The organism is Bradyrhizobium sp. 195, assembly GCF_023101665.1.
In the GTDB taxonomy this organism is placed as follows: domain Bacteria; phylum Pseudomonadota; class Alphaproteobacteria; order Rhizobiales; family Xanthobacteraceae; genus Bradyrhizobium.
Genome location: NZ_CP082161.1, coordinates 3,784,836 through 3,809,006, shown reverse-complemented (window position 1 = coordinate 3,809,006; position 24,171 = coordinate 3,784,836). Strand labels below are relative to the sequence as shown.

Genomic DNA, 24,171 nt, shown 5'->3' with positions numbered 1-24,171 from the left:
CGTCAGAGACTCGCGATGACGGGAGCGAGTTCCAGCGAGCCCCGATAGATCATCTCGAACGCGACGTAAATGATGATGGCGAGACCGACATAGGCAATCCAGCGCTGTTTTTGGAGCACGCGGCCGAGCAGATCGGCGGCGACGCCCATCATGGCGACCGACAGCAACAGGCCGAAGGCGAGGATGTAGGGATGCTCGCGCGCGGCGCCCGCAACCGCAAGCACGTTGTCGAGCGACATCGAGACGTCGGCAGCGACGATCTGAACCGCGGCCTGGCCGAAGGTCTTTTGCTTCACGGGCGCGGCATCCGCGCCGCCGCCATGGTTGAACGCGAGTTGCCGCGAATGCGCCGCCTGCTCGCGCAGCTCGCGCCACATCTTCCAGCACACCCAGAGCAGCAGCACGCCGCCGGCGAGCAGCAGGCCGATCACCTGCAGGAGCTGGGTCGCGACGCCGGCGAAGACGATGCGGAGCGCAGTAGCGGCGGCGATGCCGACGATGATGGCACGGCGACGCTGCTCGGCCGGCAACCCCGCCGCGGCAAGACCGATGACGACGGCGTTGTCGCCGGCGAGCACAAGGTCGATCAGGATGACCTGAACCAGCGCGGTCAGGGCGTCGGAGGTGATGAATTCAGTCATGATTGATCATTTTTCGGTGCAGACGGCTCGAGCCATTGCGGCTTCTTCCGCTCGATCCAATCCAGGACCTTCGAACGCGAGGAGCGCAGCGCAGGCACGTCCTCGGCAAGCAGCGCGAGACCGAGCGGCAGCATCCAGACGCCGAGAATCGGCAAGAAGGAAAGCACGCCGCCGACGATCAGCAGCGTGCCCGAGGGGATTCTCACCCAGCGACTGGACGGCTTGAGCAGATAGGTGAAGGTGTCGCCCATGCGTGGCGGCAGGCGGTGGACGAGCTTGTCGAGACGCGGGTCACCGCCGGCCATCTGGCCTGTGTTGCCCTCGGTTTTCGTCGCGCGCTCGTCCGAAACTGTGCTCATGCTCACTCCTTCAAGGCGGCCTGCCGTTCGGCGCCCGCTGCACTCGGCACGACCGGCTTCGCGCGCGGCAGCACCAACGTCAGCAAGCGCAACAATTTGATCGCCTGCACTTCATGGGGATGGACGTCCTCATCCGCCGCAGCAACGCGCTCCGACAGCTCAATCAGATGGGACGAGAGCGGCAGATTCGAAACCGGCCGAAGCGTGTCGATCACGACATTGGCAAAGTCCGGCTCCTCGAGCCGTTCCGCGAGTTCATCGAATATCGCATAGAGCCGTTCATCCGGAATGTGCGGCGCCAGCTTGCGATCCCTGATGAAACGGATCACCTCGTCGCGCTCGACCGGCGAAACGCGCCGGTCGGCAACTGCAACCAGCGCCCCGACGATCACCAACGCGACCGCGGCCTGCTCGTTCAGGCTGGACGGTTCCGTGATCTCGATCTCGATCGGATTTGAGGATTTGACGGCAGACATCGTTGCTCCCTTAACTTGCGAAATGGCCGCACGGAGCTGCGATGGGGACGAATGGTCGGAGAGAACGAACAGGGGCCCGACGATCGGCCAATCCATCGCATTCGCGCGGGACAGGTCATCCGACATCACGAGGTTTGCCGACATCGTCGGCGTCCTCGCCAGAGGGGCCCGGATTCTTGTTCGCTCCAGAAATAGAGGCGGGTCTGTCGGAATCAAGGCGCCACGACTGCGACCAGCCGCCGCATCGGTTCCTTCGCGTTGCTGCACGGAGTCGGGGCACAGAAAGCACGCGAATCCGCCGCTAGATGGCCCCCGGCTCTGCAGCCGCACCGCCAAGTGGCATTGCGCGGTGTCCGGGGCACGAGGCCACCAATTCGGCGCAACTGCATCAATGCGCGACTTACCCCACCCGCTCGACCAGATGCGCACGTGATGGAGCGGGATCGAAGCGGTCGCCGAAATATTGCGTCTCGTGCGCCACCAAGCCGTCGCGGAATTCCATGATGCTCACAACATACGACGGCACCCCGTCATAGCTCAGCACGAATTCACTCACCCAGAGATCGCCGCCGCCAACGATCCGTCGAACCGTAAAGCGCTTCTGGCTCGGCTGCACCAATCGGCTCTCCTGAATGTTCCTGCGACCGCGGATGCGCTCGCCGGACTGCGGATAATCGAGCACCGCATCCTCGCGATAGATGTCATGCTCGGCCTCGAAATCATTGGCGTCCGAGACGTCCCAATGGCGCTGAAGCGCGGCCAATATGGCTTGATCGTTCATCTCGGTCTCCGATCTCGACGTCCCGCATCTTAACACCGAAGTCGCTCTGGTGGTGATCACTGCTTCGCGGCGGGAACCACGAGGCCGGCACGTCGGTTGGTGCAACTCACGACCCACCCGCCGTCTACAGGAACCTCATGTGCCGCTGGATCGCATACCGAGGCGAGACCACCTCGTTCGAACCTTACGTCACCGAACCCGAGCATTCTCTGGTCGCGCAGAGCATCCGCTCGCTTCAGTCGACGGCGGGCTCGAACGGTGACGGCTTTGGTCTGGGCTGGTACGGCGAGCATCCGGAACCGGGCCTTTATCGCGAGACGCGCCCGGCGTGGTCGGACGAGAATTTGCGCTATCTCTGCCGCCATCTGCGCTCGCATTTGTTCTTCGCCCATGTGCGCGCCGCCACGGGCACGGCGGTGACGCGGCAGAATTGCCATCCCTTTGCCTGCGGTCACTGGATGTTCATGCACAACGGATTCGTCGGCAGCTGGAACAGGCTGCGGCGCAAGGTCGAGGCGCTCATCCCCGATGCCTTTTATCCATCGCGGCTGGGCACGACCGATTCGGAAGCCGTGTTCCTGGCGATGATGGGGGCTGGCCTCGACGGCGACCCGCTCGGCGCGACGCGGCGCGTGCTGCAAGCCCTCGTCGGCCTGGTCAATGTAGGCCAGCTCCGCGAGCGGCTGCGCTTCACCAGTGCGATCGCCAACGGCAGGGATCTCTACGCCTTCCGTGTTGCGGTCAACGATGCCGCGAACACACTCTATTTCCGCGAGGACGGCGGCCAAGTCATCGTCGTGTCCGAACCCTACGACAAGGAATCGGACTGGACCGAAGTGCCGCCAAATTACGCGCTGATCGCGCGCGCATCCGAAAGCGTGAAGATTGTTCCCTTCGACCTTGCAAGTTCCGGTGAGTGGGACGCGGAACCCGCTGCGGTCAGACGGATTATCGCCCGCAGGTAGTGCCTTGCCGGGTGGCCAATGACAATTGCTTCGGACGTTTTGAAACTGCTGCGCCTTGATTCCTCTCACGACAAGCAGCACCTCGTCATTCGCTCTGCCGGCGGCGGAGGCAAGGCGGCTGAATATTCCTTCGGCATCGAGGAGGAGTACTTCCTGGCTGATCGCCGCAGCTTCGAGGTCGCGATTCAGACTCCCAACGAGCTTTTCGAATCGGCGAACTGGTCGACCGGCGGTCAGGCCATGCGCGAGATGCTGCAATCCCAGCTCGAGGTCGCCACCAACGTTCACATCGACGTCAACGACGCCCGCGAAGAGCTACGCTTCCTGCGGCGCGAAGTCGCGAACGTCGCTGCGCAATATGGGTTCGTGATCATGGCCTGCGGCACGCACCCGACAGCGGTCTGGCGTATGTCGCAGCCGAGCCCGAAGCCGCGCTATGAGGAGATGATCGAGGATCTGCGCAGCATCGGCCATCGCAACATGATGTGCGGCATGCATGTGCATGTCCAGTTGCCCGATCCCGAGAAGCGCATGGCAGTGATGCGAGCGATGCTGCCGCATCTGCCACTGTTCATCGCGCTGTCGGCATCCTCCCCGTTCTGGAATTCGCACAAGACCGGGCTGAAGGGCTACCGGCTCGCCGCCTATTCCGAGCTGCCGCGCACCGGCCTGCCGGAATTGTTCGAGACCAGGCAGGACTACGACGAATATGTCGGCGCTTTGCAGCGCTCCGGCGTGATACCCGACGAGAGCCACATCTGGTGGGCGATGCGTCCTTCGATGCGGCACCCGACACTCGAGCTTCGTGCGCCCGACACCTGCACCTTGGTCGAGGACGCCGTCGCCATCGCTTCGCTCTATCGCTGCCTGACGCGCCACCTCCATCTGCGACCTCATTTGTCGAAGGAGGTCACGGTGGTCGAACGCGCAATAGCGGTGGAGAATAAATGGCGCGCCCAGCGCTACGGAACCGATTGCATCTTTGCCTCCAAAGACGGACCGGTCACGATTTCGGAGATGCTGTCCCGAATCATCGACGACACCGCCGAGGATGCGGACGCACTGGGCTGCGCCGCCGAGATCGAGCACTGCCGGACCATTGTGGATCGCGGCAGCTCGGCGGAATTCCAGCTTCGTGCCTATCGCGAAAACGGCGACGACATCGCAGCCGTGTCACGATGGATCGCTACATCAACGATCTCAGGAACGAGCGCGCCCATCGGGCGCAGTGCCCCAGCGCCGTCATAGCGCCCGCGCAAGCTTCGCGAACGAGAACGTCATTTCTGGATTTGATACGCCGTAGAGGAATGCATGACTGACATCGCCTGGTGCGCCGGTTGCGGCCACAGCCTGGTCCCGATCCTGTCCGAGAACCGCCGCGCGCGGCCGAATTGCTTCCGGTGCGAGGGCGTCGACGCGCGGACCATGGACATGGCAAAGTGGGCGGACAGCCCGGCCGGCAAGCCGGATCGGGCCGCGCCTCACACGTTTGATTGAGACGCCCTCCCCGTCAAACCCGCGCCACCACACGCGGACGGAACACGGATTCGGCGGTGAGCGCCGCGACCGGTTTTCGCGTTGGCCGTCGCCGCGGGATGAAGAAACTGTTCACGAGGATTGGCTCCTGATCGCCGAGCGCAGTCCGCTCCTTCACGAGCAGGCTCATGACCTGGCGCATCTTGATGACCTCCTGCGCCACGAAGCTGCAGTCCTCATCACGGTTGATCTGCTCATGCACGATCGCTTCAGCTTCGCGCATGCTGACGCGGAGCGCTCTGATGGTTCTGCGGATTTCGTTGATGCGGTTGTCCATGGCTGCCTCCATCTCGGTCGCAGCATAAGAACAAAACATGAACAATCTGTCAATCGCCGCCCCGCCCCATCGCGACGTTATCGCTCATCCCAGGGACGGCATCCGCCTATCCGCCACCCGCGCCGCTGCACGTGCACTGGCGAGGCTTGCTGACAAATTAGACAGGTCCCGTCGCTGCCTCGGAAAGCGCACGCCTTCCGGCACGCGTCTGTCGGTCAAAACCAGTCATCGATCTAACCTCCCGCGCAACCACCGGATTTTTCCTGAACGGGCAACGCCCGCATCGCGGCGCCGGGCTCGCTTGCCGCTTTGCAAACCAACTGGCCCAAAATTCGCAATGACGTTGTCAGCGAAGCAACGAGGCGGAGCGGAGAACGTCATGAACGTGCATGCTGCGGGCGATCTCAAGACGACCGGCCTCACCCATCCGAACGGCGCGCCGCTTCGCCTCAACACCCAGGACTTCGTCGCAATCGATCGCGACCGGAATGCGAAGTTCGAAGCGACGTATCGCCCGCAAGCCCTTTACAATCGCGCCAACGAAGGCTTTCACGCCAACAACGAAACCTTCCTGCTCCACGAAGTCGCGACCAATCTGCCGATCTACCGTCCCGACACCGGTCCCACCGACTTCCATCTGCATCTGCCACCCGGCGGCTTTCAGCTCGTGCTGGTCACCTCGGGCGCCTTCACCTTCGACTATGACGGGCGCTTCTACAATGTCGGCCCCGGCGCGGTGATGCTGCAAAGCGCGATCGTGCATCGCCAGCTCTTCTACACCTGGTCAGGATTGTCGACCGAAGAGAATCTGAAGACGCCGCAGACGGTGGTGCCGGATCCGATCTCGATGGGCTATTCGGGCAAATTCCTCGAAGCCTTCATCACCGATCCCACGACCTTTCCGAATCCGACCATCGTGGGTCCCGATCAGATCGTTGAAGCCGAAACGCCGCGCATAGCCTGGAGCCATCCGCTGCACGATCGCCAGGCCAATGCCGGCTTCTGGCTTCAGGATCCCCTGGCGCTGGATGCACTGTTCAAGCCGCTCGCGAACGGCTCGATCAAAGCGGCGCTGCCGGTTTACGTCCGCGATGTCGGCATCGAGGCCCCGAGCGGCCAGCTCGTCACCGGCCACATCATCGCAACCGACCCGCGCGGCCAGTCGCTCCTGCCGAAGAGCACATCGGCTGTCGCCGACGCCACCTGTTTTGCCAAGGGCGAAGTTGCGATCTATCGTGTCATCCGCGGCACGGCGGAGTTCAAGAACAAGGCCGGTGAGACGTTTGAGCTTGCGGCTGGTGATGTCGTGACGGCCGGCAAGAATGCGATCAGCCTCATTGGCGTGGGTGACAACACCCAGGTCCTCCGGCTCGGCCTTCTCAAGGGCATGAACGAGTTGCGAAGCTGGACGCCGACGCAGCGCGACGAGATCGACGGTCTCGCCGGCCAGATCATCACGCAGAGGGACATTCGTCCGCTCCGCACCGAAGGCAAGCCGGTCGGATATCTCTACGGTTAGGAGAGGCCCTACTCCGCCGCCTGACGCACATGGCGCGCGGTCGGGGCGCGCATCGTCACCAACTCCTCGGCCGCGGTCGGATGCAGCGCAATCGTCGCGTCGAAATCGGCCTTGGTCGCCTTCATCTTCACCGCGATCGCGACGACTTGCGTGATCTCGGCCGCGGCATCGCCGACGATATGGCAGCCGAGCACGCGATCGGTCGCGCCATCGACGACGAGCTTCATCAGCACGCGGGTGTCGCGGCCGGACATCGTCGCCTTGATCGGGCGGAACGAGGTCTTGTAGATGTCGACGTGGCTGAATTGCGCGCGCGCCTCGGTTTCCGTCAAACCGACCGTGCCGACCTCCGGCTGCGAGAACACGGCGGTCGGAATGTTGGCGTGATCGACCCTGACCTCGCGCTTGCCGAACACGGTGTCGGCGAAGGCGTGGCCCTCGCGGATCGCGACCGGCGTCAGGTTGAAACGATGGGTGACGTCGCCGATCGCGTAAATGCTGTCGACCGAGCTCCTGGAGAAATGGTCGACCGCGATGCCGCCATTCTTCGGGTTGATGGCAACACCGGCCTTCTCCAGCCCGAGATTGGCCACCGCCGGATGGCGACCGATCGCGAACATCACCTGGTCGGAGGCGAGGCTCGATCCGTTCGACAGATGCGTGGTGAATTCCTCGCCGTGGCGGTCGACCTTGCTCACCGTGCAGCCGGTGAGAATGGTGATGCCCTGCTTCTCCATCTCGGCACGAACATGGGTCCGGACATCCTCGTCAAAACCGCGCAAGATGTTGTCACCGCGATAGATCACGGTGACGTCGGAGCCGAAGCCGGCGAAGATGCCGGCGAATTCCAGCGCGATATAGCCGCCGCCCTGGATCACGATCCGCCGCGGCAGCTTTTTCAGGTGGAACGCCTCGTTTGAGGAGATCACGTGCTCGATGCCGGGAATCGAGGCGCCGTGGTTGGGCGCGCCGCCGGTGGCGATCAGGATGTATTTCGCCGTGATCTTCCTGTCGTTCTCGAGCAGGCGGACGGTGTGCTTGTCCTCGATCACCGCGCGGCTCTTGACGATTTGCGCGCCCGACTTCTCGACGTTGGTCGTGTAGGCCGCCTCCAGCCGCGCGATCTCCTTGTCCTTGTTGGCGATCAGCGTCGCCCAGTCGAAGCTGGCGGGCGGAACGGTCCAGCCGAAACCGGCGGCGTCCTCGAGCTCGTGACGGAAATGCGAGCCGATCACGAACAGCTTCTTCGGCACGCAGCCGCGGATCACGCAGGTGCCGCCCATGCGGTACTCTTCCGCGATCGTCACGCGCGCGCCGTATCCGGCCGCGATACGGGCGGCACGCACGCCGCCCGAGCCGCCGCCGATGACGAAGAGGTCGACGTCGAATTCAGCCATTGTCCACTCCGACCTCTTTCAGGAACTATCGATCAGGTAGGATCGATCAGATCTCCTTGCCACGCTTGCGCATCTCGGCGCGGAAGGCCCCCATCACCGTCTCGGCGAAGTTCTGCGCCCAGGAGTTCATGAAGGCCATGCTGAGCCCGATGGCGCGCGGCTCGGCGTCGATCAGCTTCTTGCCCAGCGGCGACTTGTAGAAGACGACGAGGTCCTTGAGCTCCTGCTCGGTGAACTCGCTGGCATAGATCTGCGCCATGCCTTCGCCGATCTCGTTCTGGCGTCCCTGGAGCTGCTGCGCCACGATCGGAGCGACCTCGTTGAGGTCCTTCTGATAGTTCAGGTTCTGCTGGGTCAGCGCGATCTTGGTCTTCTCGACGAGCCCGGGCACGGCGCCGGCATACATCGCATTGGCGTTCTTGATCTGCAAAATCTCCTTGGCTGCCGCGATCGCCGCGGGCGAGGCCTTCGGCTGGGCAGGCGCGGCGGCAGCCTTCGGCTGGGCAGGCTGCTGCGCCACGGCCGGGACGGCCGCGAGGGCCAATCCTGCAGCAAGGGTCGCGGCCGGCAAAAATCTCAAAACACTCTTCATTCCTGGTCTCCTTTCGGCTTGCGCCGTTCAATCACGCGAATTCCCTCGCCACCCGCCAGAACAGCGGAGCTGGCCAAGCCGATGAACAAGCCATGCTCGACCACGCCGGGGATGGCGCTCAACGCCTTGGCGAGACCGGGTGGATCCACAATACGTCCGAGATGGGCATCGAGGATCCAGTGGCCGCCATCGGTGACGAAAACGTGGCCGTCCTTGTCCCCTCCCTTGGCCTTGCGGACCGCCATTTGCCCGGAAACGCCGCATTCGGCAAATGCCTTCTCGATCGCCCGTCGCGTCGCCCCGAGGCCGAACGGGATCACCTCGACCGGCAGCGGAAAGCGGCCGAGCGTCGGTACCCATTTGGTGTCATCGGCAATCACGATCATGCGATCCGAAGCGGCCGCCACGATCTTCTCGCGCAGCAGTGCGCCGCCGCCGCCCTTGATCAAATTGAGGTCCGGATCGATCTCGTCGGCGCCGTCGACGGTGATGTCGAGATGGTCGATCTCATCGAGCGTGGTCAGCGGCACGCCGCAGCGCTCCGCATCCGCCCGCGTCGCTTCCGAAGTGGGCACGCCGATCACCTTGAGGCCGGCGGCGCAGCGCTCGCCGAGCAGCTCGACGAAATGCTTGGCGGTCGAGCCGGTGCCGAGCCCGAGCTGCGTGCCGTCCCGCACCTCCTCGAGCGCGCGCGCCGCGGCCTGCCGCTTCAACTGGTCCATGTTCACCTGTGCGCCCGCCTCTGAATCCGGAAGATGTGCCGCCGATCGTGGCCACTTTCGGCGGCCTATGTAGCCTCGTTTTTCTCGCGGGAACAGGCCTATAAGGTGATCTTATGGGCCCGCCCCTTGCGTGGACACGACCGGGCCGGTAGCGCTTGGACCATGACCTCCCCTCACACCATCGTCTTCGATCTCGACGGCACGCTTGTGGATACGGCGCCCGACCTGATCACCGCCCTGAACTACGTGCTCGACCGCGAAGGGCTGCCGCCCGTGCCGATGGCCTCGGCCCGCAACATGATCGGCGCCGGCGCCCGCAAGCTGATCGAACGGGGGTTGGAAGCGGAGGGCCGCACCGTCACCCCCGCCGACATGGACCGGATGACGGCGGATTTCATCGGCTATTATGCCGATCATATCGCGGTCGAATCCCGCCCCTTCGAGGGGCTCGAGGCCGCGCTCGACCATTTTGCAGCCCAGGGCCATCGCCTCGCGGTATGCACCAACAAGCTGGAATGGCTCTCCAAGCGCCTGCTGGACCAACTCGACCTCAGCCGCCGCTTTGCCGCGATCTGCGGCGCGGACACGTTTGGCGTTCAGAAACCCGACCCGACCATCTTTCGCGAGACCGTGGCGCGCGCCGGCGGCGCGGTCAAAGCCAGCATCATGGTCGGCGACGCCGGAACCGATGTCGGGGTGGCCCGGCGGGCCGGGGTACCGGTGATTGGGGTCAGCTTCGGCTACACGGACGTGCCGATTGTCGAGCTGAAGCCGGACCGGCTGATCCATCACATGCGCGACCTGCCGGCCGCGGCCAGCAGCCTGATGACCGCATAGCGCCTATCAAGCCACTGGAATTGCCTGTTATCCCGCCAATCGCCCGCATTAACCATTCATTAACTATGCGCAGGGCGCCGGTTGCCTGCCCCAAACGACGCCCCTAAGGTCCGCGCGGGTTGATGTGGCGGTTCGTCGCAGTTGAAGTGGATGGGTCATGCGTCGTGGCATCGCGGTTGCGTTAGCGGGAGCGGGTCTGTTGGGAGCGGCAAGTCTTGGTGGCTGCTCTTCGATGTCCTGGGACATGTTCAAATCGGCCCCGCCGACGATCCAGGTCCGGCTCGAATCCAATCCTCCGGGTGCCGACGCCACGACCTCGCTAGGTCAGGGCTGCAAGACCCCCTGCTCCGTCTCGGTTCCCGCCCCTGACGCCCCCTTCACGGTCGCTTTCGCGCTGCCCAAGTTCCAGCCTGCGAGCGTCCCGGTGAATGTGATCAAAAATCCCGGGGATTTCACCACACCCGCCTCGGTGACCACAGACCCGAATCCAGTGTTTGCGGAACTGCAGCCAGCCACCGCGCCAAAACCGGTTCGCAAGCCGCACCGGCCCAGGAAGCCCAAGGCGGCCGCGGTCGCGCCTGCCGCAGCACCGGCTGAGGCCGCCGCTCCGGCCGCGGCCTCGCCGTTCCCCGATCCAAACGCCGGCAGGCGCTGATCTACGTATACCACCCGATTGTCCTCGCCGCGTCCGATGCTTAGATTGCGTCCCGAGCACCGCTGAAGCAAAGGTGCGCCCGTCGCCGCAAGTGACAAGGCCTCTCGCATGAACGGATCCGCCGCGCTGTCCACCCCGATGACCGATCCGTTCGGGCGGACCATCAGTTATTTGCGCGTTTCCGTCACCGATCGCTGCGACCTGCGCTGTTTCTACTGCATGTCGGAAGACATGACGTTCCTGCCCAAGGCGAACCTGTTGACGCTGGAGGAACTCGACCGGCTCTGCTCGGCTTTCATCGCCAAGGGCGTCAGGAAGCTGCGGCTCACCGGCGGCGAGCCGCTGGTCCGGCGCAACGTGATGACGCTGGTGCGCTCGTTGTCGCGGCATCTTTCCAGCGGCGCCCTGCACGAGCTGACGCTGACCACCAATGGCACCCAGCTGGCGAAACACGCCGGCGAGCTCGCCGATTGCGGCGTCCGCCGCATCAACGTTTCGCTCGACACGCTCGATCCCAAGAAGTTTCGCGAGATCACCCGCTGGGGCGAGATCGACAAGGTGCTGGAAGGCATCGAGGCCGCGCGCGCCGCAGGACTTGCCGTGAAGATCAACGCGGTGGCGCTGAAGAACCTCAACGAGGACGAGTTGCCCTCGCTGATGCGCTGGGCCCACGGAAAGGGCATGGGCCTGACGCTGATCGAGGTCATGCCGATGGGCGAGATCGGATCGGGACGGATCGACCAATATCTGCCGCTGTCGCTGGTGCGTGCGCGCCTCGCCCAGCAATTCACGCTGACGGATCTGGCCGAGAGCACCGGCGGTCCCGCCCGCTATGTCAGCGTCGCCGAGACCGGCGGCAAGCTCGGCTTCATCACGCCGATGACGCACAATTTCTGCGAATCCTGCAACCGGGTTCGCATTACCTGCACGGGAACGCTGCACACCTGCCTCGGCCACGAGGATGCCTCGGACTTGCGCAAACCTCTGCGTGCATCCGATGACGACATGCTGCTTGCGGATGCGATCGACCACGCCATCGGCCTCAAGCCCAAGGGCCACGATTTCATCATCGACCGCCGCCACAACCGTCCCAGCGTCTCCAGGCACATGAGCGTCACCGGCGGCTGAGGTCGCCGCGCTGCGGCTTTATTTCCCTGAACTATCAACCAAGTTCCAATTGACGGCCCGCGCGCCCGCTGTTTTGGTGCGACAGCCTCATGCCTGCGCGGCGAGACAAGCCCACGCGCGCGCCCGGCAAGTCCGGGCGGCCGCGGCACAATCGGGGAGGACCCATCGTTGCAAGCGCTCCTGAAGTTGAGCCAAGGGATTGACGCGTTCACGCGCTGGACGGGCAAACGCCTGGCGTGGCTGATCGTGGCCGCCGTCATCATCTCGGCGGTCAATGCGATCGTCCGCAAGACGTTCGATACGTCCTCCAATTCGTGGCTCGAGCTGCAATGGGTGCTCTTCAGCATCGTGTTCCTGCTCTGCTCGCCCTGGACGCTGCTCGACAACGAGCACATCCGCATCGACATCGTGAACAACGCGCTGCCGAAGACGCTCCGCAACGTGATCGACGTGGTCGGCCACCTTTTCTTCCTGATTCCGTTGTGCATCGTCATGATCATCACCGGCGTGCCGTTCTTCCAGCGCTCGTTCCACATCAACGAGCAATCCGGCAATGCCGGCGGTCTGCCGCAATGGCCCGCCAAATCCCTGATCATGATCGGGTTCGCTTTCCTGCTCGTTCAGGGCATCTCCGAGCTGATTAAGCGAATTGCGATCATGCGCGGATTGATGCCGGATCCCCATGAATCGCAGGTGTCGGCGCTGGAGGCGGAAGTCGAGCATCTCGTCGAAGCGATCGAGAAGAAATAGCCGTTGGCGACGGTTCAGGGGGAATCATGACCGCATTCATCATCGCCAATATGGCGCCCATCATGTTCGCGTCGCTGGTCGTCGTGCTGCTGCTCGGCTATCCCGCGGCATTCTCGCTCGGCGCCGTCGGCCTGTTCTACGCCGTGATCGGCGTCGAACTCGGTCAATTCCACCCCGACTTCCTCCAGGCGCTTCCGGAGCGGGTCTACGGCGTGATGAACAATGACACGCTGCTGGCCATTCCCTTCTTCACCTTCATGGGACTGGTGCTGGAGCGGTCGGGCATGGCCGAGGACCTGCTCGACACGATCGGCCAATTGTTCGGCACCATCCGCGGCGGCCTTGCCTATGCCGTGATCTTCGTCGGCGCGCTTCTGGCCGCGACGACGGGCGTGGTCGCGGCATCCGTGATCTCGATGGGTTTGATCTCGCTGCCGATCATGTTGCGTTACGGTTATGATCGCCGCGTGGCATCCGGTGTCATCGCCGCGTCCGGCACGCTCGCGCAGATCATTCCGCCCTCGCTCGTCCTGATCGTGATGGCCGACCAGCTCGGCAAGTCCGTCGGCGACATGTACGAGGGCGCCTTCATCCCGGGCCTCGTACTCGCCGGCCTCTACGCCGTCTACGCTTTCCTCGTCAGCATGATCTTCCCGAAAGCCACGCCCGGCCTGCCGAAGGAAGCCATCGGATTCCGCGAGAACGACGGCAGCCGTGGCCTCGCCTCGCTCGGTGTGCTGTTCCTGGCGAGCTGCGTATTCGGCTGGTTCATGATGCGCAACTCCGAGACGCACGGCGCCGATTACGTCGTGCTCAGCATGTTCTTCGGCATCATCTTCGCGTTCGCCGTCGCCGTGGTGAACTGGGTCATCGACAAGCTGACCGGCTTCCGCTTCCTCTCGAAGATGGCGCAGCAGACCACCTTCGTGATGGTGCCGCCGCTGTTCCTGATCTTCCTGGTTCTCGGCACGATCTTCATCGGCATCGCGACCCCGACCGAAGGCGGCGCGATGGGTGCCGCCGGCGCCCTCATCCTCGGTGCCGCGAAGCGGCGGCTGAGCTGGGACCTGATCCGGCAAGCCACGGAATCAACCGCCAAGCTGTCGGCCTTTGTCGTGTTCATTCTCGTCGGCGCCCGCGTGTTCTCGCTCACCTTCTACGGCGTCAACGGACACGTCTGGGTCGAGCACCTGCTCACCTCCCTGCCCGGCGGCCAGGTCGGCTTCCTGATCTTCGTCAATGCGTTCGTGTTCGTGCTGGCCTTCTTCCTCGACTTCTTCGAGCTGGCCTTCATTGTCATCCCGCTGCTCGGACCTGCCGCCGAGCACCTCGGCATTGACCTGATCTGGTTCGGCGTCATTCTCGGCGTCAACATGCAGACCTCGTTCATGCATCCGCCGTTCGGCTTCGCATTGTTCTATCTCCGGTCGGTCGCGCCGAAGGATCGATACACCGATCGCGTCACCGGCAAGCGGATGGACCCTGTCACCACGGGCCAGATCTATTGGGGCGCGGTGCCATTCGTCGTCATCCAGATCATCATGGTCGCGCTGGTGATCGCGTTCCCGTCGATGGTGATGCACTACAAGGGCGTCCAGTCGAACATCGATCCCAGCACCATCAAGATCGAGGTGCCGCAGATCGAGCTGCCGCCACTGGATCTCGGGCCGCCGCAGAAGTAAGCGGGGCGAGCTTTTTTCCTTCTCCTCTTGTGGGAGAAGGTGGCATAGGCGGCCTTTGGCCGCCGTTCTAACGTGGACGCCGAAGCAAAGCTTCGGCTATGGCGCCGGATGAGGGGTTCTCTCCCCTCGCGATACTGCACATGGGGATAGAGACCCCTCACCCCGCTTCGCTTTCGCGAAGCCACCCTCTTCCACAAGGGGAGATGGTACACCACTCGTGACAAGCACCGGAAACGCAGGCATACCGGGTCATCCTCAACCCTAGGGATGGCCGCTCATGCCCCGATTGCACCCTGCTCCATCGCTCGTCGGCGCGCTGGTCGCCTCACTCTGGCTGACATGCGCCGCAACGATGGTGCACGCCGAACCGATCGCCGATGTCCATACGCTGGCGCAAAAGGAGCAGCAGCCGCTGCTCGACACGCTGCGCGATCTCGTCGACATCGAATCCGGTAGCAAGGACATCGAAGGCCTGAACCAGATTGCCGAGCGCGTTGCCGGCCAGCTCAAGCAGCTCGGCGGCACGGTCGAGATCCTGCAACCCACCGACATCTATCGCCTCGACGACACCCCCGAGAAGATCGGACCGGCCGTGCACGCCGTATTCAAGGGCACGGGCAGCAAGAAGATCATGCTGATCGCCCACATGGACACGGTGTACCTGAAGGGCATGCTGAAGGACCAGCCTTTCCGCATCGACGGCGACAAGGCCTACGGCCTCGGTATTGCCGACGACAAGCAAGGCGTCGCGCTCGTTCTCCATACCGTGGCGTTGCTGCAGAAACTGAGCTTCAGGGATTTCGGCACGCTCACGGTGTTCACCAACGGCGACGAGGAGATCTCCTCGCCGGGCTGGCGCAGCACGATCACCCGCCTCGCCTCGGATCAGGACGCGGTATTCTCGTTCGAAGGCGGCGGGACCGACGGCACGCTGCGCCTCGCCACCAGTGGCATCGGCTCGGCCTATCTCACCGTGCGGGGCAAGTCCTCGCATGCGGGTGCGCGGCCGGAGGGCGGCGTGAATGCGCTGTACGAGCTCTCGCACCAAGTGCTGCAGATGAAGGACCTGTCAAAACCGGAGCAAGGCCTGAAGTTGAACTGGACGGTCTCCAAATCAGGCACCAACCGCAACGTGATCCCTGCGGACGCCACCGCCCAGGCCGATGCGCGTGCGCTCAAGGTGTCAGACTTCGACGAGCTGGAGAAGGTGCTGCAGGACAAAATCAAGAATCGCCTGTTGCCCGACTCCAAGGTCGACCTGAAGTTCGAGGTGCGTCGCCCGCCGCTCGAAGCCAACGAGATCTCGCGCCGCGTAGCGGCCTACGGCAAGACGATCTATGGGGAGATCGGAATGTCCCTCAAGGTCGACGAGAAGGCGACCGGGGGCGGTACTGACGCAGCGTTCGCCGCGCTGAAGGCCAAAGGAGCCGTGGTGGAGGGCATGGGCCTGTCGGGCTTCGGCGCGCATTCCAACGATGCCGAATATGTGCAGCTCGACAGCATCGTGCCGCGGCTGTATCTGGCAACGCGCATGATCATGGACCTGTCGAACGGCAAGCTGAAATAGCGGCGGCACCTTCCCTTCTCCCCTTGTGGGAGAAGGTGGCGCGAAGCGCCGGATGAGGGGTCTCTCTCCGCCCACTCAACTGACATTGGACCCGCGGAGCGAGACCCCTCACCCGTCTCGCCGCTACCGCGGCGAGCCACCCTCTCCCACAAGGGGAGAGGGAAAGGAGACCGTCCTGTCCGCCAGCCGAAACCGCAGCGTGAACTCGGCGCCGCCGCCGGGGAGGTTCGCCACCGCGACCGTGGCCGCATGATCATCCGCCACCGCGCGCACGATCGAGAGCCCCAGCCCCGCGCCGTCGCTGCGCCGGCGGTCGGCACGCCAGAAACGCTGGAAGATCAGCTCGCGCTCGGCCTCAGCGATCCCCGGGCCGCAATCGCGCACGCGCACTGAGCCGTCCTCGTCCACCTCGACGTCGACGGTGGTGTCCTTCGCGGTAAATTTGATGGCATTCTCGGCCAGATTGAAGATCGCACGCTGGAGCATCTCCGAATTGCCGTGGATCTTGACCGGCGCGTCGGTCCCCCTCAGCGCAATGTCCTTGTGCTGGCTGATCGCGAACGGTGCGATCGAGGCGACCACATCGGCACAGACGGCGCGCAAATCCGCGGTCTCGCCGGGATCTAGCACCAGGGTGTCGAGCTCGGCGATCTCCAGGAGCTGGGCGACGAGCCGGCTCATGGCTTCGATGTCGGCATGCAGCGCCTGCCGTGCCGCGCGATCGTCAAGCGTCTCGATCCGCGTGCGCAGGATCGTGAGCGGCGTACGCAATTGATGCGCGGCATCCGCCGTGAACTGCCGTTGCAACCGAAAGCCGTCCTCGAGGCGGTCGAGCGCCTGGTTGACGGCGGTGACGAGCGGCAAGATCTCGCGGGGGATCTGTTCCGTCGGCAAGCGGATATCGGTGCGGGACGGACCGATATTGCTGGCCTCCTCGGAGGCCTTCCACAGCGGCGCGATCGCACGGCGGAAGATGATGATGTCGGTGGCTAGCAGGACCAGCAGGATCGGGATGGTGATCCAACCCACCCGCCGGAAGAAGTTCGAAACGATGTCGTCGATGATGACGTCGCGATGCGCGAGGTCCTCGGCGACCTGGACGCGCACCGTCTTGCCGTCGATGTCCCGGGTGACCGCGGCGCCGGAAATGCTTTCCGACGAGCGCGCTGCAGCCGCGGCGGAGCGCGGGTGCGAGGAGAACAGCAAGCGGCCCTCGGCATCGCGAATGTCGTACTGATAGCGGCCGTAAGCGTCCGAGTAGAGCCCCTTGAGGCTGTCGGGCAGAGTGAACGTCATGAGGCCATCCGGCTGCGCAACGATGCGCTGCGCCAGCACTTCGGCCTGGGCCCGCATGGCATCGCGATGCAGCTGGTCGATCTCGGAATTGAGCAGCCAGAACAGTACCAGCGGCAGGAAGATCGCGACCACCGCCACCGCCAGGATGTGCAGGAACACGATGCGCCAGATCAGCGATTTGAACGTCGGCGACCTGCCATAGGACCCGGCATAGGATCCGACGTTAGATCCGACCCGGGCCACGCTATTTCTCCACGTCCATGAGATAGCCGACGCCGCGGATGGTATGGATCACGACCTTGGCGCCGTGTTCAGCGAGCTGCTTGCGCAACCGCGAGACATAGACCTCGACGGCGTTGGAAGCGACCTCGCCGTCCAGCCCGAAGATGTGGTCCTCGACGTTCTTCTTCGGCACCACCCGCCCCTGCCGGCGCAGCAGGATCTCGAGCACCGAAGTCTCGCGCGCAGAGATGATCCGCGGCTGGTCGTCGACGAAAATCTGGCGGCTCTCGGTGTCGTAGACGAGGTTGGCGAGACTGAGCGAGCGGCCGAGCAGCTGGCCGGGCCGGCGCAGGATCGCCTCCAGCCGCGCCACCAGCTCCTCCATCGCGAACGGCTTTGCGAGATAGTCGTCGGCGCCGCTGCGCAGGCCGCTGACCCGGTCCTGCAGGCCGCCGCGCGCAGTCAGCACCAGCACGGGGAGCGGTTCCATCTTGAGGCGCAGCTCGCGCAACACCGACAGACCGTCGCCGTCGGGCAGCCCGAGGTCGAGGATCATCGCAGCATAGCTGACACTGCTCACCGCCTCGCGCGCCTCGGCCGCGCTGCCCACGATGTCGCTCTGGTAGCCGGCCGCCGCCAGCCCGCCCGCGACGAGCCGCGACAACTCGGCATTGTCCTCGACGATCAGAAGGCGCATCGCATATCTGCCGAACAACTCCGGTGTCACCCTACGGCCCGCGCCGCACTCCGCTCTCTTCCACCATTCGTCCGGTTTCGGCCAGCAAAAAGGCAGGTCTTGCCCGCCTTTCGCGCGCCGTCAGCCTCCTGTAAGCATTGCGCATCGGCCGAACTCCCGCTATCGGCACAATGCGTCTCAGCCAAGTGCCCCTCCGTTTCGCCGCCATCATTGACGCAAATGCGCTTGAGTCCAGCGGATTGCCGCCTTTAGGCCTGTTCATCGGGATACCACCGCGCGATCAGGAACGAGCTGGCCGCTGCGCCGGCGAGCAAGCACGCCATCACGAGAATGCTGGTGGAAGATGAGATCAGACCGCTCTCTTGAGCGCTGATCGCGGCGGTGCCAATTGTCAGGTAGCCCCCGGTCACGACAAAGCTCGATACGGCCCGCAAGACAGCGCACCGCGTCACCGGCCTATAGTTGAGGAATTCAAGGAGCAACGGCCCGCAGGTGACTCCAAGCGCAAGGATCCACCCACAGATCAGCGTCGGTACGTGAAAGAGATCGGTCAGACCGGGAGACAAGGCGCCACCTGGGGCTTCCGGAGTTTGACGTCCTCGACCGAAATCCGGTTCAAATATCTCGGCCCATAAGGGATCGGCAGGCTTTTGGAGACCTGCGTCCGCCAAGAGAACACGACAACGCCCCGGTGCTTTCGCGCCGGGGCGTTGCCTGCGAGAGACGACGTGATCAGCTCTGCGAGCGCCGCGCCATGAAGATGTCGTAGCCGACCTCGGCGACCTGGAACCAGGCGTAGCCGTCGCTCGTGAACTTGGCGAGGGAGTCGTGCACCTTCTTGAAGTTGGGGTTGGTCGCGCCGACCTCGGCGTGCAGCTCCTTGGCGGCCTTGTGGCAGGCATCCATGATCGACGGCGAGAACGGGTGCAGCTTGGTGCCGCCCGCGAGCAGCTTCTTCAACGCCAGCGGATTGGCGGTGTCGTAGCGCGCCATCATGTAGTTGTTGGCGTAGTGGCCGGCCTGCTCCAGCACGCTCTGGTAATATTTCGGCAGCGCGTTCCATTTGTCGAGGTTGACGAAAGCAAGCAGCATCGGTCCGCCTTCCCACCAGCCGGGATAGTAATAGTGCGGCGCGATCTTGTAGAAGCCGAGCTTCTCGTCGTCATAAGGGCCGACCCATTCGGCGGCGTCGATGGTGCCCTTCTCCAGCGCGGGATAGATGTCGCCGCCGGCGAGCTGCTGCGGCACCACACCGAGCCTCTGGAGCACGCGGCCGGCAAAGCCGCCGACACGGAATTTCATGCCCTTGAGATCGTCGGGCGTGTTGACCTCTTTCCTGAACCAGCCGCCCATCTGACAACCGGTGTTGCCCGCGAGCAGCGAGACGACGTTGTAGCTCTTGTAGAACTCATTGAGGACATCGCGCCCGCCGCCCTGCATGTACCAGGCCTGGTTGATGCGCATGTTGGGACCGAACGGCACGGCCGAGCCGAAGGTGAAGGTCGGATCCTTGCCGAAATAGTAGTATGAGGCGGTGTGGCCGATTTCGCAGGTGCCGTTCTGCACGGCGTCGAGCACCTGCAGGCCCGGCACGATTTCGCCGGCCGCGAAGATCTGGATCTGGAATTTGTTGTCGGTCGCCTCAGCGACCATCTTGCACATCATCTCGGCGCCGCCAAACAGCGTGTCGAGCGACTTGGGCCAGCTCGTCGGCATCCGCCATTTGATTTCCGGCATCGATTGCGCGATCGCGGGAGCCGCGAGCGTGGCGGCGCCGGCCGCGCCAAGTCCTGTGACCTTGATGAAGTCTCTTCTCTTCATGATTTCCTGCCCTGATGGATCGTGATTGTGAGCCTTCTTGCCGAGGCTTGGCGCCAGCATGACGCAAGGCGAGACCGAATGCCATCCCGATCGCACTGCGGCAAACAAAAAGCCCGGCCTCCATGGGAGGCCGGGCTTTCCGGTGTTGCGACTTTAGACCTAGGTGATCAGCCGCGCGTGCGCGAGCGGATCATGAAGCTGTCGTAGGTATATTCGGCAACCTGCCACCACAGATATTCGTCGGAGCGGTAGGCCTGCATGGCGTCGATCGACTTCTTGAAGTCGGCGTTCTTGCCCGAGATGTCGGCCCAAAGCTCGTTGGTCGCCTTGAGGCAGGCTTCCAGCACTTCGTTGGTGAAGGGACGAAGCTGGGTGCCGCCGGCAACCAGACGCTTCAGCGCCGCCGGGTTCTGCATGTCGTAGCGCGCGGCCATCCAGGTGTTGGCATTGGCTGTCGCGTTGGTGAGGATCGCCTGGTAGTTCTTCGGCAGCGCATTGAACTTTTCCAGGTTGGCGAAGGCATGGACGGTGGGACCGCCTTCCCAGAAGCCCGGATAATAGTAGTACTTGGCGACCTTGGCGAAGCCGAGCTTCTCGTCATCGTAGGGGCCGACCCACTCGGCCGCATCGATGGTGCCCTTTTCAAGCGCCGGATAGATGTCGCCGCCGGCGAGCTGCTGCGGCACCACGCCGACCTTCTGGAGCACCTGGCCGGCAATGCCGCCGATGCGCATCTTGAGGCCGGAGAGGTCGGCAACGGTCTTGATCTCCTTGCGAAACCAGCCACCCATCTGAGTGCCGGTGTTGCCGCACGGGAAGCCGACCACGTTCGACTTCTTGAAGAACTCGTTGGCGAGCTCGTTGCCGCCGCCCTGATAGAGCCACGAATTCTGCTGGCGCGCATTGAGGCCGAACGGCACCGAGGCGAAGATCGCGAAGGTCGGGTCCTTGCCGACGTAATAATAGGACACCGTATGGCACATCTCGACCGTGCCGCTGGAGGTCGCATCGAGCGCCTGCAGACCGGGAACGAGCTCACCGGCGGCGAACACCTGGATCTGGAATTTGTTGTCGGTCATCTCGGCGACGTATTTCGCCACCTGCTCGGCACCGCCATAGATGGTATCGAGCGACTTCGGGAAGCTCGAAGTCAGGCGCCACTTGATCTCGGGCGAGGACTGCGCGATCGCCGGCGAGGCCACTGCGGTCGCCGCCGCGCCTGCTGCCGACACTTTCAGAAAATCACGACGCTTCATCTTCAGGTCTCTCCTTGCTGGGGCGTTTCCCCTTGACTTCTCTTCTTGCCGCCGCTCATTCCGGCGACGCGTTAGGGCCGCGTCGCCGAAGGGGCTTGACTGCCGTGGCCTTTAACACGGAAGCCCCGCTTGCGGAACGCGACAATGGCATGACGGGGCTCTACGAAAGTCGCATCTCCCCAAAGAAATGAGGAGGCGCGCCGCGGGCGGCCGATTCAGGCCGCCGCGATGACACCCTTGATCTGGTCCCGGACCTGCCCTGCAATGGCGCGGTAGATCGCCGCATGGGGACCGTCCGGCTCGCTATCGACGACGGGATTGCCGGCATCCGAGCTGGCGCGAATCGCCATGTGCAGCGGGATCTCGCCGAGGAACGGTACCTCGAGCTTCTCGGCCTCGTGCCGCGCCCCGCCATGGCCGAAAATGTCCGACTTGGTGCCGCAATGCGGGCACTGGAAGTAGCTCATGTTCTCGACGATGCCGAGCACCGGCACGTTGACCTTCTTGAACATGGCAAGTCCCCGCCGCGCATCGATCAGGGACAGGTCCTGTGGGGTCGAGACGATCACGGCACCCTTCAGCGGCACGTTCTGCGCCAGAGTGAGCTGGGCATCGCCGGTGCCCGGCGGCATGTCGACGACGAGAACGTCGAGCTTGCCCCATTCGACATCGCGCAGCATCTGCGTCACCGCCGACATCACCATCGGACCGCGCCAGATCATCGCGGTCTCCTCCTCCACCAAAAAGCCGATCGACATGATGGCAAGGCCGAAGCGCCGGAGCGGAATCATTTTGCGCTCGTCGTTCAGCTCCGGCTTGTCGTGCAGGCCGGTCAACCGCGGCACCGAGGGGCCGTAGATGTCGGCATCGAGCAACCCGACCTTCAGGCCGAGGTCCCGCAGACCCAGCGCCAGGTTCAGCGCGGTGGTCGACTTGCCGACGCCGCCCTTGCCGGAGGCGACTGCGATCACCGCGGCAACGCCGGGGATCTCCGACTGCCGCGCCATGGGCGATTGGGCGCCGCCCTGCGGTGGCGGCTTGTGGGCATGGACCGGCTGCACACCCGGCGCGCCGCGGCTGGGTTGCGGAGGCGGTGGAGGTGCGGAGCCCGGCTTGCGCTCGGCGGTCAGCGCCACCATGACGGTGGTGACGCCGGGAATGGTGCGCACGGCGGCCTCGGCCTCGGCCCGGATGGATTCCCAGGCCCTGGCCTCGGCGGCGTCGACATTGATCGAGAAGAACACCTTGCCGTCGGACGCGCTGATGGCGCTCAGCACATTGGCATTGGTGAGCGCGACCCCGCGCGGCGACTTGATCCTGGTCAGGATGTCGAGAACCTGTTGCTGCGTCACGCTCAAAGCGCATCTCCTGAACGGAGCCTGATCCGGACCCGGAGGGCTGCGCCAGCGCAAAGCGTGGAGCGGCTTTCCGGCAAGGTCATGCTCGAGACTCTAGGATGCCCCATTAGAGCGGAAACGCCCAAAAGGCTACTGCCTGCCGATATCGTCAGCCATCTCGGCAGGCGCGGCCCCCTGCTCCCTGGCAGCCTCGTAGTTCAGCTCGATCATGACCCCGTTGGGGTCGTGAACGAAGATCTGCCAGAGGTCGCCGCCGGGCACCTGGCGGGAGTCGAACTTCATCCCCTTGGATGTCAGCCGCTGCTTCATGCCGTCAAAGCCGCGGCTGACGAAGGCGACGTGGTGGACAACGCCGGAGTCAGGCTTTTGTGGCTCAGCCGTCGCAGAAATATCGACGAGATGCACCACCGGTTTACCCTCGCTGTACATCCAAGCGCCGGGAAAGGCGAAGTTCGGCCGGGCGCCTTTTTCCAGGCCCAGCACATCCTCGTAGAAGCGGACGGTCTCGGCCAGATTACGGGTCCGGATGTTGAAATGATCGAGGACGCCAACGCTCACGCCGCCCATGCTCTCGCTCCCTTTTTCGAAGTTCTTAGGTCCCGCCATCCTAGCACAGGGGGCCGTCAAACGAAGCCGTTGCCCTCCCGGCTCAACGGTTTATGGTGCGCCTCCGGCCCGCCCTCGCAGCGGAACTCCGAGGATGCCGCCCGGCGCCCTCGCCCGGATACAACCGTAAAACTCAAGCTACGGACAAGGTACCACACATGGCTAAAGTCGCTTTCCTCGGTCTCGGCGTCATGGGCTTCCCCATGGCCGGACACCTCGTCAAAAAAGGGGGCCATGAGGTCACCGTCTACAACCGCACCGCGGCCAAGGCGAAGGAATGGGCGGACAAGTTCGGCGGCAAGACCGCGGTGACCCCGAAGGCCGCCGCCGAAGACCAGGATTTCGTGATGTGCTGCGTCGGCAACGACAACGATCTGCGCGCGGTCACGATCGGCCCCGACGGCGCCTTCGCCGGCATGAAGAAAGGTGCGACCTTCGTCGATCACACCACCGCCTCCGCCGAGGTCGCACGGGAGCTGGACGCAGCCGCCACCAAGGCCGGCTTCAAATTCGTCGATGCGCCGGTCTCCGGCGGCCAGGCCGGCGCCGAGAACGGCGTGCTGACGGTGATGTGCGGCGGCACGCAGGATGCCTATTCCGGCGCCGAGCCGATCATCACAGGCGCCTATGCGCGGATGTGCAAACTGCTCGGGCCCGCAGGAAGCGGCCAACTCACGAAGATGGTCAACCAGATCTGCATCGCCGGTCTGGTGCAGGGTCTCTCCGAGGGTATCCACTTCGCCAAGAAGAGTGGCCTCGACGTCGCCGCAGTGATCGAGACCATCTCCAAGGGCGCGGCGCAGTCCTGGCAGATGGAAAATCGCTACAAGACTATGAACGACGACAAATACGATTTCGGCTTCGCGGTCGAATGGATGCGCAAGGACCTCTCGATCTCGCTGGCTGAAGCCCGCCGCAACGGCGCGACCCTTCCGGTGACCGCACTCGTGGACCAGTTCTACGCCGAGGTCGAGAAGATGGGCGGCAAGCGCTGGGATACGTCGAGCCTGCTCGCGCGCCTGCAACGCTGA

General features: G+C 64.0%; 26 protein-coding genes. 11 read left to right on the top strand and 15 right to left on the bottom strand.

Going from position 1 to position 24,171, the window contains the following annotated elements; genetic code table 11:
* Positions 1–2 precede the first annotated feature (2 nt).
* The 4 genes from IVB26_RS17390 to IVB26_RS17375 form a co-directional block, all read right to left on the bottom strand.
* A complete protein-coding gene (locus IVB26_RS17390; RefSeq protein WP_247972765.1) occupies positions 3–641 on the bottom strand; it encodes a TerC family protein in 639 nt (212 codons plus the stop codon).
* Positions 638–1,000: a hypothetical protein gene (locus IVB26_RS17385; protein ID WP_247972764.1), complete on the bottom strand. Its 363-nt coding sequence runs from the start codon at positions 998–1,000 to the stop codon at positions 638–640. Before IVB26_RS17385 ends, IVB26_RS17390 begins: the two co-directional genes overlap by 4 nt.
* A gap of 2 nt (positions 1,001–1,002) precedes the next feature.
* Positions 1,003–1,476 (bottom strand): TerB family tellurite resistance protein, encoded by a 474-nt coding sequence (locus tag IVB26_RS17380; protein WP_247312606.1) that lies wholly within the window; start codon positions 1,474–1,476, stop codon positions 1,003–1,005.
* Between the two features lie 400 nt (positions 1,477–1,876).
* Positions 1,877–2,257 (bottom strand): nuclear transport factor 2 family protein, encoded by a 381-nt coding sequence (locus tag IVB26_RS17375; protein WP_247972763.1) that lies wholly within the window; start codon positions 2,255–2,257, stop codon positions 1,877–1,879.
* A gap of 137 nt (positions 2,258–2,394) precedes the next feature.
* Between IVB26_RS17375 and IVB26_RS17370 the strand changes: the two genes are divergently transcribed.
* The 3 genes from IVB26_RS17370 to IVB26_RS17360 all read left to right on the top strand — a co-directional run bounded on the left by IVB26_RS17370 (position 2,395) and on the right by IVB26_RS17360 (position 4,719).
* Positions 2,395–3,222 carry a class II glutamine amidotransferase gene (locus IVB26_RS17370; protein WP_247972762.1) on the top strand — a complete coding sequence of 276 codons (828 nt, stop codon included), beginning with the start codon at positions 2,395–2,397 and terminating at the stop codon, positions 3,220–3,222.
* Between the two features lie 18 nt (positions 3,223–3,240).
* The gene (locus IVB26_RS17365; RefSeq protein ID WP_247972761.1) at positions 3,241–4,470 is read left to right on the top strand and encodes a carboxylate-amine ligase; all 1,230 of its coding nucleotides are present in this window, start codon (positions 3,241–3,243) and stop codon (positions 4,468–4,470) included.
* 63 nt (positions 4,471–4,533) lie between these two features.
* Positions 4,534–4,719, top strand: a complete 186-nt coding sequence (locus IVB26_RS17360) for a hypothetical protein (protein WP_247972760.1) — start codon at positions 4,534–4,536, stop codon at positions 4,717–4,719.
* A 13-nt stretch (positions 4,720–4,732) separates the two neighbouring features.
* Here IVB26_RS17360 and IVB26_RS17355 read toward each other — a convergent pair whose 3' ends face one another.
* Positions 4,733–5,035: a hypothetical protein gene (locus tag IVB26_RS17355; RefSeq protein ID WP_247972759.1), complete on the bottom strand. Its 303-nt coding sequence runs from the start codon at positions 5,033–5,035 to the stop codon at positions 4,733–4,735.
* 379 nt (positions 5,036–5,414) lie between these two features.
* On the opposite strand from IVB26_RS17355, the gene IVB26_RS17350 reads away from it, so the two are divergent.
* Positions 5,415–6,554 (top strand): glucuronate isomerase, encoded by a 1,140-nt coding sequence (locus IVB26_RS17350; RefSeq protein WP_247972758.1) that lies wholly within the window; start codon positions 5,415–5,417, stop codon positions 6,552–6,554.
* A gap of 8 nt (positions 6,555–6,562) precedes the next feature.
* On the opposite strand, the gene gor is transcribed toward IVB26_RS17350, so the two are convergent.
* From gor to rpiA, 3 genes are read right to left on the bottom strand one after another with little or no spacing between them, the layout of a single operon-like run.
* Positions 6,563–7,951, bottom strand: coding sequence for a glutathione-disulfide reductase (gene gor / locus IVB26_RS17345; protein ID WP_247972757.1), 1,389 nt, complete (start codon positions 7,949–7,951; stop codon positions 6,563–6,565).
* 46 nt (positions 7,952–7,997) lie between these two features.
* Positions 7,998–8,543 (bottom strand): DUF2059 domain-containing protein, encoded by a 546-nt coding sequence (locus IVB26_RS17340; protein WP_247972756.1) that lies wholly within the window; start codon positions 8,541–8,543, stop codon positions 7,998–8,000.
* The gene (rpiA, locus tag IVB26_RS17335) at positions 8,540–9,271 is read right to left on the bottom strand and encodes a ribose-5-phosphate isomerase RpiA (protein ID WP_247972755.1); all 732 of its coding nucleotides are present in this window, start codon (positions 9,269–9,271) and stop codon (positions 8,540–8,542) included. Before rpiA ends, IVB26_RS17340 begins: the two co-directional genes overlap by 4 nt.
* Before the next feature lie 156 nt (positions 9,272–9,427).
* Here rpiA and IVB26_RS17330 point away from each other — a divergent pair, with 156 nt between their 5' ends.
* The 6 genes from IVB26_RS17330 (at position 9,428) to IVB26_RS17305 (ending at position 15,884) form a co-directional block, all read left to right on the top strand.
* Entirely contained in the window at positions 9,428–10,102 is a 675-nt protein-coding gene (locus tag IVB26_RS17330; protein WP_247973195.1) for an HAD family hydrolase, read from the top strand.
* A gap of 157 nt (positions 10,103–10,259) precedes the next feature.
* The gene (locus IVB26_RS17325; protein WP_247972754.1) at positions 10,260–10,757 is read left to right on the top strand and encodes a hypothetical protein; all 498 of its coding nucleotides are present in this window, start codon (positions 10,260–10,262) and stop codon (positions 10,755–10,757) included.
* A gap of 108 nt (positions 10,758–10,865) precedes the next feature.
* A complete protein-coding gene (moaA, locus tag IVB26_RS17320; protein WP_246930106.1) occupies positions 10,866–11,885 on the top strand; it encodes a GTP 3',8-cyclase MoaA in 1,020 nt (339 codons plus the stop codon).
* 168 nt (positions 11,886–12,053) lie between these two features.
* Entirely contained in the window at positions 12,054–12,635 is a 582-nt protein-coding gene (locus IVB26_RS17315; protein WP_247972753.1) for a TRAP transporter small permease subunit, read from the top strand.
* 26 nt (positions 12,636–12,661) lie between these two features.
* Entirely contained in the window at positions 12,662–14,317 is a 1,656-nt protein-coding gene (locus tag IVB26_RS17310; RefSeq protein WP_247972752.1) for a TRAP transporter large permease, read from the top strand.
* A gap of 277 nt (positions 14,318–14,594) precedes the next feature.
* Positions 14,595–15,884: a M20/M25/M40 family metallo-hydrolase gene (locus tag IVB26_RS17305; RefSeq protein WP_247972751.1), complete on the top strand. Its 1,290-nt coding sequence runs from the start codon at positions 14,595–14,597 to the stop codon at positions 15,882–15,884.
* A gap of 123 nt (positions 15,885–16,007) precedes the next feature.
* Here IVB26_RS17305 and IVB26_RS17300 read toward each other — a convergent pair whose 3' ends face one another.
* The 7 genes from IVB26_RS17300 to IVB26_RS17270 form a co-directional block, all read right to left on the bottom strand.
* Positions 16,008–17,423: a sensor histidine kinase gene (locus IVB26_RS17300; protein WP_247972750.1), complete on the bottom strand. Its 1,416-nt coding sequence runs from the start codon at positions 17,421–17,423 to the stop codon at positions 16,008–16,010.
* Between the two features lies 1 nt (position 17,424).
* Positions 17,425–18,099: a response regulator gene (locus tag IVB26_RS17295; RefSeq protein WP_038946264.1), complete on the bottom strand. Its 675-nt coding sequence runs from the start codon at positions 18,097–18,099 to the stop codon at positions 17,425–17,427.
* Positions 18,100–18,347: 248 nt separating this feature from the next.
* Positions 18,348–18,509 (bottom strand): hypothetical protein, encoded by a 162-nt coding sequence (locus IVB26_RS17290; RefSeq protein WP_247972749.1) that lies wholly within the window; start codon positions 18,507–18,509, stop codon positions 18,348–18,350.
* A 322-nt stretch (positions 18,510–18,831) separates the two neighbouring features.
* A complete protein-coding gene (locus tag IVB26_RS17285; protein ID WP_247972748.1) occupies positions 18,832–19,920 on the bottom strand; it encodes a TRAP transporter substrate-binding protein in 1,089 nt (362 codons plus the stop codon).
* A 167-nt stretch (positions 19,921–20,087) separates the two neighbouring features.
* Positions 20,088–21,176, bottom strand: coding sequence for a TRAP transporter substrate-binding protein (locus IVB26_RS17280; RefSeq protein WP_247312550.1), 1,089 nt, complete (start codon positions 21,174–21,176; stop codon positions 20,088–20,090).
* Between the two features lie 215 nt (positions 21,177–21,391).
* Positions 21,392–22,534 carry an Mrp/NBP35 family ATP-binding protein gene (locus IVB26_RS17275; RefSeq protein WP_247972747.1) on the bottom strand — a complete coding sequence of 381 codons (1,143 nt, stop codon included), beginning with the start codon at positions 22,532–22,534 and terminating at the stop codon, positions 21,392–21,394.
* 129 nt (positions 22,535–22,663) lie between these two features.
* Positions 22,664–23,101, bottom strand: coding sequence for a VOC family protein (locus IVB26_RS17270; protein WP_247972746.1), 438 nt, complete (start codon positions 23,099–23,101; stop codon positions 22,664–22,666).
* 197 nt (positions 23,102–23,298) lie between these two features.
* Here IVB26_RS17270 and IVB26_RS17265 point away from each other — a divergent pair, with 197 nt between their 5' ends.
* Positions 23,299–24,171 carry an NAD(P)-dependent oxidoreductase gene (locus IVB26_RS17265; RefSeq protein WP_247972745.1) on the top strand — a complete coding sequence of 291 codons (873 nt, stop codon included), beginning with the start codon at positions 23,299–23,301 and terminating at the stop codon, positions 24,169–24,171.